Source organism: Thomasclavelia sp., from assembly GCF_017889095.1.
In the GTDB taxonomy this organism is placed as follows: domain Bacteria; phylum Bacillota_I; class Bacilli_A; order Erysipelotrichales; family Coprobacillaceae; genus Thomasclavelia.
The window spans coordinates 1-9158 of sequence record NZ_JAGHEW010000153.1 but is presented as its reverse complement, the minus strand read 5'-3'; the positions used below and the strand labels follow the sequence as shown (position 1 = coordinate 9158).

8 protein-coding genes are annotated in these 9158 nt (G+C 32.3%); 1 reads left to right on the top strand and 7 read right to left on the bottom strand.

All coding sequences use genetic code 11. The features are described from left to right. A partial coding sequence (gene pgk, locus J7M77_RS07070; RefSeq protein ID WP_296877134.1) for a phosphoglycerate kinase occupies positions 1-1112 on the bottom strand: 1112 nt, incomplete at its 3' end. Positions 1113-1195: 83 nt separating this feature from the next. Between pgk and J7M77_RS07065 the strand changes: the two genes are divergently transcribed. Next, positions 1196-1507 carry a rhodanese-like domain-containing protein gene (locus J7M77_RS07065; RefSeq protein WP_296877133.1) on the top strand — a complete coding sequence of 104 codons (312 nt, stop codon included), beginning with the start codon at positions 1196-1198 and terminating at the stop codon, positions 1505-1507. Positions 1508-1531: 24 nt separating this feature from the next. Here the strand turns inward: J7M77_RS07065 and J7M77_RS07060 are convergent, their stop codons facing one another. The 6 genes from J7M77_RS07060 to J7M77_RS07035 all read right to left on the bottom strand — a co-directional run. Continuing rightward, positions 1532-2386 carry a YitT family protein gene (locus J7M77_RS07060; protein WP_296877132.1) on the bottom strand — a complete coding sequence of 285 codons (855 nt, stop codon included), beginning with the start codon at positions 2384-2386 and terminating at the stop codon, positions 1532-1534. A gap of 106 nt (positions 2387-2492) precedes the next feature. Next, positions 2493-3383, bottom strand: coding sequence for a PHP domain-containing protein (locus J7M77_RS07055; RefSeq protein ID WP_296877131.1), 891 nt, complete (start codon positions 3381-3383; stop codon positions 2493-2495). Further along, positions 3383-4369, bottom strand: a complete 987-nt coding sequence (locus J7M77_RS07050; RefSeq protein WP_296877130.1) for an ROK family protein — start codon at positions 4367-4369, stop codon at positions 3383-3385. The genes J7M77_RS07055 and J7M77_RS07050 overlap by 1 nt, the downstream gene beginning before the upstream one ends. 130 nt (positions 4370-4499) lie before the next feature. Then, positions 4500-7205, bottom strand: coding sequence for a prolyl oligopeptidase family serine peptidase (locus tag J7M77_RS07045; RefSeq protein WP_296877129.1), 2706 nt, complete (start codon positions 7203-7205; stop codon positions 4500-4502). An 85-nt stretch (positions 7206-7290) separates the two neighbouring features. Continuing rightward, positions 7291-8124 (bottom strand): AraC family transcriptional regulator, encoded by an 834-nt coding sequence (locus J7M77_RS07040; protein ID WP_296877128.1) that lies wholly within the window; start codon positions 8122-8124, stop codon positions 7291-7293. A 140-nt stretch (positions 8125-8264) separates the two neighbouring features. Continuing rightward, positions 8265-9158, bottom strand: an 894-nt coding sequence (locus J7M77_RS07035; protein WP_296877127.1) for a rhodanese-like domain-containing protein, incomplete at its 5' end; no start/stop codon positions are given.

Sequence of the window (9158 nt, the reverse complement as noted above, 5' to 3'; positions counted from 1 at the left end):
GTTGAGATATGAGAAACTTTATCTTTATATCCTAATTTCATAACAGCAGCAGCGCTATCTCCACCACCGATAATTGTATTAGCACCATCTAAGTTAGCTAAAGCTTCACAAACTTCGATTGTTCCTTTTGCAAATGTATCCATTTCAAATACACCCATTGGCCCATTCCAGATAACTGTTTTAGCACCTTCCAATGCTTTTTTGATGTTTTCAACAGATTTAGGTCCAATATCTAATCCCATATATCCATCAGGGATGTCACCTTCAACAACTTTAACATCTCCTTCTTCAGAGAATGCATTATTAATAACAGAATCAACTGGTAATAATAATTTATCTCCAGCTTTTTCCATGATGTCTTTAGCAACTTGTATTCTGTCTTCTTCTAATAAAGAATTTCCAACTTTTAATCCTTTAGCTACGTTGAATGTATATGACATACCACCACCAACGATAACTTTATCAGCGATTTTTAATAAGTTTTCAATAACTAAGATTTTATCAGAAACTTTAGCTCCACCTAAAATAGCAACCATTGGTCTTTCAGGATCGTTTACAGCTTTTCCGATATAAGCGATTTCTTTTTCTACTAAGAATCCAGCAGCACTAGGTAAATGAGCAGGGATTCCAGCAGTAGAAGCATGAGCTCTATGTACTGAACCGAAAGCATCTTCTACGAATACATCTCCAAGTGATGCCCAATATTTTCCAAGTTCAGGATCATTTTTAGATTCTCCAGCTTCATAACGAGTGTTTTGAACTAAGATTACAGCACCTTCATCTGCATTTTTAATAGCATCTTCTAATACTGGTCCTCTTGTTGCATTTACGAAAGTAACAGGTTTTCCTAAATGTTTTTCTAAACAAGGAGCAACTACAGCTAAATCATTTTTAGCTTTATCTTCTTCTGTTTTAACCTTTCCTAAATGTGAAAATAATACGATACATTTTGGATTTTGTTCTAATAGATAATTAATAGTAGGTAATGCAGCTACTACACGATTATCATTAGTAATTTCTCCAGTTTCTTTGTCTCTAGGTACGTTGAAGTCAACACGGCATAAAACTACTTTTCCAGCGACTTCGATATCTTTGATTGTTTTTTTATCCATAATCAACATTCCTCCATGGCTGAATTATACCATTGTTAAGCATTGTTTTCAATTAAATTCATACATTATAATGAGGTGAAAAGATGAAAAATAACCATTTGATCAATATCGACAAGCTACCCGAATTACTAAAGCACGATTATACTTTCATCGATTTAAGAGATTCTAAACAATTCAAGACCGTGCATATTACCAAATTCATCAACATTCCTTATCATGATTTCCAAAATCACTTAATTAACTTGCCTAAAAATAAACCAATCTTTTTAATCTGTTACAGTGGCAGCCGTTCTTACAAACTAGCTATTCAATTAAATCAGCTGGGTTACCAGGCATACAGTTTTAATGGTGGTTTTTATGCAATTGAACATCCCATTAATAATCAGTATTATTAAAAAAGCTACATCCTGATGTAGCTTTTATAGTGGCGCATTATAAAAACGTCCAACATATTTCTCTGATTTTGTCACATTGATAATAACTTGAGGATCAACTTCTTTTAAAACCCCAATTACATCATCAACTTCATAGCTTGATACGATTGCTGTAAGCATTGATACTGGTTTTTTTGAATAACCGCCAATACCATCTAAAGAAGTTATTCCATGATGAAATTTCTGGCAATAAATTTCAGTAATTTCTTCTTTATGTTTGGTAAAGATTTGCAACATGACCCGTTTATATCGAGTATGGAAATTAGAAACTGTTTTAGTAGAAATAAATTGAAATAAGATCGAATATCCAGCTGCTTCAAAACCAAAAATACAGCCAAAAATCATCAGCATGATTGAATTGAAAACAAATACTTCATTCCAAATTTCACGTCCACTTTTATTGGAAATATATAAAGCAATAAAATCAGTTCCCCCACTAGATGCATTTCCCTTTAAAGCAATAGCAATACTGCTTCCAAATAAAAAGCCACCAAAGATAACATTTAAGACCGTGTCATCAAATAATTCCACTCTTGGCATCAATGACAAGAAAAACGAAGTCAAAACAACCTGCATCAATGAGAAAAAAACAAATCGAGATGAAATCTTTTTAGCACAAAAAATGGCTACCGGAACATTTAAGCATAATAGTCCAATTGAAGTTGGTAAACTGCCACCTAACAGTTCTGCAATCATGTCTGCCATGATCGCAATCCCCATAAATCCTCCTGATAACGTCCCTGCTGGCCGAACTAAATTTCTAGTTGCAAAAGCCATGATCAACGATGACAAAATAACTGCCCCAAAACTTATAAGATTCTTTTTCTTTTGTATGTCCATATCCGCTCTCCTATTTTTCGCCCCGATTATAACATAGCTATTGTTTTAATTAAAGAACAATTTCAAATATTTTTTAAGCACCAAAAAAGTGGAGTTTTAGCTCCACTTAAATCAAATGATACGCTTTTAAATCAGCTTCAATTTCACTTTCATCAATCGTACAGCGACATTCTCCTAACTCAATAGCTGGCTTAGTTTTTCCATGAAAATCACTGCCACAAGTTATTAAAAGCTGATGTTTTTTTCCAGCCTGATAGAAATATTCAACCGTTTCTTTACTATGATAATTACTAAACGCTTCAACCCCTTCAATTCCTACTGCAACCATTTCATCAAAGATTTCAAATTGACCTTTCAAATTATTACCAGGATGGGCCAAAACCACAACACCACCATGTTTTTTTATTAAATCAACAGTTTCTTTTAAACTTGGATATACAATTTTAGTATAACAAGGTTTTCCCTGAGCATAATAATCCCAATAGAAATTAACATAAGGATTGTCACTACGGCTTCCACCTTGACGATATGGTTTTAATGAAGGATGATCTAAATAACGCTTGTCATTCAACAATACTTCCCCAAACATTTCACCGGTATAAACACCATTAGCACTTAATTTATTCAATGCTTCTAAATCAACATCAAAACCTAATTGATTGGTTAAAACAACTTTTTCTTTAGAACATTTTAATTCCTGATTTAAAACATTTTCTTCTAATGCAACAAAATCTTCATGATGGTAATCAATTCCATAACCTAAAACATGTAAATTGATCCCCTTATAAGTACAATCAATTTCTGTAGCACTAATATATTTTATCCCATATTCTAATGCTGCTTCTTTCGCTTCATCAATTGCTTTAACACTATTATGATCAGCTATTGCCATGATCTTAATCCCACTTTGATGACACATTTTTACCAATTCAGTTGGTGTAAACTCACCATCATCACTGTATTTTGAATGCATATGTAAATCAATAAATTTTTCCATTATTCGTCTCCTTCTTTTATCTTCTTTAATATTAATTCAATTCCTAAAAAAACTAACCCCTCATAGATCAAACCATCAAAATCTTTAACATAAACAATTTGTGGACAATGTTCGATTGGTAAATATTCTTCAATTCCCTCTCCTTTAAAATCATCAATTACATCACTGCTGACCCCAACAATTTCTGGATTAGTAACACAACATAAGCTAACAAGCTGTTTTAATAATAACAGGTAGGGATTTTCTTTTAATAACTGCTGTTGCTGGCGATGAGTGTAAATCGGTAAATAAGCCAGTTCACCAGCAAAATTTGAAAACCCCGGGCATAGCTGATGATTAATTATCAAACTGCAACCAATATATTTTACTTTAGGCTGGTATAACAACGCTAAATTATTACTTGTATCGTAATGTTTGCTAAATCCCATTCCGGCTACATTAACATCATTTTCAATTATTATGGGCATTTGATATCTTTCTTTAAGTAAACCGCCAATATCTTTATTTACAAGCGCATCAAAATCACAAATATTAATCACTCCATTTTTACATACCCCAGGAATACTAATACTTAAACAGCCAATCTTTAAATCATTTTCACATAAGCAATCTAGCGCTTTTAATATTTCATTTAATTCCCCTGTTTTACTAGTAATCTTCTGTTTAAAAACAGTTTCCCCCAATAAATTACAGCTTTTAATGATTAAATAATGATATTGCTCATCACGCTTTAAATTCAATAAACCAAGATGCAAATAATCAGGATTCAAACAATATTGTTTTGATTTCCTGCCACCTGTAGATTTAGCTTCTCCCATATATTGGATTTCCTGACGCTTTAGTAAATACTGTAAAACATTGGTCGTTGTCGCTAATGCCAGCATAGTATGTTTTGATAATTTATTTTTAGTCCAAATTTTACCATCATAGAAACATTTCCTAATTTTTTGAATATTATCACTTTTTAACTCAGTAATTTTGGTCACATCATCACCCCTTATACTTTCGTCGTAATATAACGAAAGTTTTCACAAATATTATAACTCTTTTTTTAACAATGTAAATACTAAATCCAAAAAATAAAGGAATAGCCTAAGCTATCCCTTAAATCTTTAATTAATGAAATCTTTTTCTAGCTACTGTATAAGTACCAGCAGATAATACCACTAAGATTCCAAGTCCCATTAATGCTACATCATCACCAGTTTTAACTGAAGTTGTTGTTCCTGGTTTTGTTGTATCTACTCCTGGTTCTACTGCTGTAGCTGCACTCTTAACTTGTTTTGATAACCATTGCCACGCATTTAATTCACCTTCATAGCATTCATTGTTATCAAAATAAATCCATGACCAGTGTCCACTGTATTGATGTGGATTTCCATCTTCATCTACAAATCTTCCAGTTGTATCATGTACATCTTCAAATGCTGATACGTGTACATTTTTAGCTCCAGCTTTTAATAATCTTTCGATTGTTGGCTCGCTACATAATGTTGGATCTACTGTTCCATCATTTTTAGCATAAGTAAACCAGATTGGTAAATCTACTAAGCTTTCAATTTGTTCATCAGTAATATATTCATCGTAGAACGCTTCACAGATTGGGAATGCTGCTGCAAAGTAATCTGGATGTGCCAAGATCATTTCCATAGTCATATATCCACCGTTTGAACATCCACCGATGATAATTCTGTTTGGATCAATATCTGGATGATCAGCTACATATTTTTGAATCATTTCAAATAAGCTGTCTTTGTAGCGAGATCCGATATCACCATTTTGATATTCACCATCTCCACCATCCATCCACATAGTTGGAGCCTGTGGTACTAATACATAAGCACCTTCAAATAATTCTTGGAATTCATCACTTACAAAAGCAGTAACTTCATTTCCTAATAAATCAATATAAGAGTCATTTACACCTTTGTCAGTACCTTCACCAGCACCATGTAACCAGATAACTAAAGCATTCTTTTTATCATCAGCTACAGGTGTATAGTCAGCAAAGTTATAAATTGTTCCATCACTAGCTTTATATTCTTGATTAATATCAAATACACCATCTACTTGAGGCACAATCTTGTCGTCACCTTTAAGATCAATAGCCGGTGCAACTGATAAAGAGTCAACTTCAGTTCCGTCAGCTAAGGTCAATGCACTGTTATCAGCCAATGTTACATGTAATTCATAAGTATCACACCAGTAGTTAAATCCACTACCTAAACGATAGATAAATGGAGAACCGGTATTTGGATCAACATACATTTCAATTGCGATAATGTTTGAATCACCATCTACTTTATTACCATTTACATCACAAGGATAAACATCTAATACTTGACGATCAGCTGTACCAATTTCTTCTTGCATAGTAGTCCAGTTAGTTACATTTTTCTTTTCAACAACTGTAAAATCATCTTTATTCAATGAATCTGCACTAACAGTTTTATCTAATGTAATAACTGTTTTAGTTACCGCTGGTCCCCAGTCATCACCAATAATATAGGCTTTTTGACTACCTGAAACTACTTCTTTAACCTCATTAGTTTGTACTGATAACCATTGCCATAAATTAGTACCATTTTCATCATCAAAGCATTCATTGTTATAGAAATAAATCCATGACCAGTGCCCAGGATATTGATATTCAATTTTTGTATTTTCAGTAGTGAAGTCACCATCAGCAGTTTGATAGAATCTTCCACTAGTATCTCTTACATCCGGGAAATATGATGTATGCACTTCTGCCCCGACTGCCTTTAATCTTCTTGCTAAATCATGACTAGTTTTTTCAGGAATAACAGTTGGATCATTATCAGCGTGAACGAACCAGATTGGTACATCTTTAATTGATTCGATCATTTCATCTGTTACATTAGCACTTGTTGTAGCCGGACAGATTGGATATGCTGCTGCATATAATTCTGGATGAGCAAATAACATAGTCATTGTCATTGCTCCACCAGCTGAACACCCACCGACAATAACTCTATTTGGGTCAATATCAGGATTTTCTTTTAATAATTTTAAAATTAATTGATAAATAGTTTCCGCACTTGCTGTGCTAGATGCACCTGATTGTCTTTGTGGTGTTAAAATGTATGCACCATCCATAACTTTTTGAAATTCTTCATCACCTAAAGCAGTTGCTTTATTAGCTAACAATGCCATTTCGACATCATTACCAGTTTCGCCACCACCATGATTCCAAATAACTAATGCATTTTTATGTCCATCTTCTTCAGGGCTATATAATGAATATTGTACAGTTGTACTATCATATGTAAATTTACCTTGTACAAAATCTTCAATTTGTGGACAAATCTTTCCGTCACCTGCAACATCAACTGTTTTTTCAACATTAATTGTAGTGATTGTTTCTTGACCAGACATCAATGTTGCATCAGGTGCTAAAGTTACATTTAATTCAAATGGATCAGCCCAATTATTTTGACTATTTGCATAAACAATTGGATTACCTTCTACAGGTGAAATATACATTTCAATTGTTACAACATTAGAATCTTCAGTAACTTTTTCACCATTTTCATTAGAAACATAGGCATCTAATATTGTTCTTTGGCTTGTTGTAGTCCCTGCTGTTTGTTCAACAATGAAATCTTCTGGACTAACTGAATCAGCATTAATTGTTTTATCAAACGTAATAATTGTCTTAGTAACACCAGCTCCCCAGTCGTCACCAACAACATATACTTTTTGAGTTCCGTTAGCTGTATTATCGATCGCACCAACAGGAACAATCATTAGCCCAAAGAGCAAAATAAAACTCAACAAGCTGCTTATTGCTTTTTTCAACATCCTTTTCTCCTCCTCCTTATATAAGCTAATATTATTATATTATTTAAACCGCTTACATTTAGGGCGTTTTATTATCAAAAGAATGCTATTTTCTCATCTTTTCCCGATACTTTGCGGGAGTTATCCCATATTTTTGTTTAAAAAACTGATTAAATGATTTTACATTAGGAAAACCATTAATTATGGCAATATCAATAATTGGATAATTCAAACTAACTAGATCTTCTTTAGCGTGATTTAATCTAACTGAATTAATATAATGTTTTAAAGACATATCAAAATTATCTTTAAACAGTTTATATAAATATCCCTGTGAAAAACCAAACTTTTCCGAAAGCAAAGCTGCACTTAGATCGTTATTATAATTTTCATCAATATATCTAGTAATTTCAACTATCCGCTTTTTCTGCTTATTATCCTTTATTTCAATAAAATCACTTTTCTTTACCGCTAAATTATTAAGCAATAAATATACCAACATCATGATATCACTTTTAGTTCGAATACTACTAAATTGATCAATTCTTTCATAATGACTAATAATTTCTAAAATCTTCGTTAAGATTATTTTATTTTCATTTGCATTTGGCTGTCTAAAATAGATTTTTTCAATATCATGGTAACAATTTTTTAAATAATCATAATTTATCTGCAAAGCATATCCTTTATAATAATCTGGATTCTTATCAGGTACAATTCGATGAACAAGCTTAGAATTCACTATATATATTTGGCCAGCACTAATATTTAAAATATTGCCATTTACCCAAAGCTCAAAACTGCCATATAAGGGTATTAGTATTTCAATACTACGATGCCAATGCTTTTCAATAATTTCTGCTCGACAATTCTCAAGGTAAAAATCTAACAATTTAGTTGGTAAATTATGATCATGTTCTATTTTTTCGTATCTATACATCTTTTTCACCTAATCTTTTAAAACATTAAATAAAGTAATATTTTGTTATAATTATAGCAAAAAAAGATATATTAGTAATTATTTTTCATATTAAATATTAATTTTGTGAATAAAAAGACATATTGCTTATTGCAATATGTCTATACTGTAAAACAATAATCTTGATAAAATGATAAACCGCCACTTAATACATATACTTCCTGGTATCCACGATGCATTAATATTCTAGCACAGTTATAAGCCCGAACTCCAGCAGCACAATAGATGACAATCGGTTTATTTTGATCAAGCTCCTGATAACGTTTTGATAGTTCGCCATAAGGAATATGATACGAATTTTCAATCTTGTTTTCTTGTCTTTCAATATCTTCTCTAACGTCTAAAGTTATCACTTGATCTTTTATTTGTTGATATTCATCCGGTAACATTAATTTTAAATAACCATTATTAATATTTTCACCAACATAACCAGCCATATTGATAGCATCTTTAGCTTGAGCAAAAGGTGGTGCATAAGCAACATGAATATCTTGAAGATCGGTTATCTTACCATGATAATTAATCGCTGTAGCAATAATATCAATTCGTTTATCTACTCCTTCATAACCAATTACTTGAGCCCCTAAAAGATAATCATCATGATCATAAATCACTTTTAAAACTAATGGTGTAGCTCCAGGATAGTAACCCGCATGAGATTTTTGTTCAATCAAAACAACCTGATAATCCTGATGACGTTTTAATCCGCTTGCCTGCAACTGTTTTTCATTTAAACCCGTACTAGCTGCAACGAAATCAAAAACTTTAATAATACTGCTTCCTAAAGAACCTTGATAACTTTTTTGATTACCAAGAAGATTATCCGCCAATATTCGTCCTTGTTTATTAGCTGGACCAGCTAAAGGAATCATTACTTTTTGATGACTAACTAAATGTTCAACTTCAATTACATCGCCAACGGCATAAATATCTTTAATGTTTGTTTGTAACTGATGATCAACAACAATTCCCCCACGTTCGTTACATAACACCCC

What these genes read in the sequence shown, in the direction of transcription:
- J7M77_RS07060 (WP_296877132.1), bottom strand. Translation starts at nt 2,386, where the DNA reads ATGGACATACAAAAGAAAAAGAATCTTATAAGTTTTGGGGCAGTTATT.
- J7M77_RS07065 (WP_296877133.1), top strand. Translation starts at nt 1,196, where the DNA reads ATGAAAAATAACCATTTGATCAATATCGACAAGCTACCCGAATTACTA.
- J7M77_RS07055 (WP_296877131.1), bottom strand. Translation starts at nt 3,383, where the DNA reads ATGGAAAAATTTATTGATTTACATATGCATTCAAAATACAGTGATGAT.
- J7M77_RS07040 (WP_296877128.1), bottom strand. Translation starts at nt 8,124, where the DNA reads ATGTATAGATACGAAAAAATAGAACATGATCATAATTTACCAACTAAA.
- J7M77_RS07045 (WP_296877129.1), bottom strand. Translation starts at nt 7,205, where the DNA reads ATGTTGAAAAAAGCAATAAGCAGCTTGTTGAGTTTTATTTTGCTCTTT.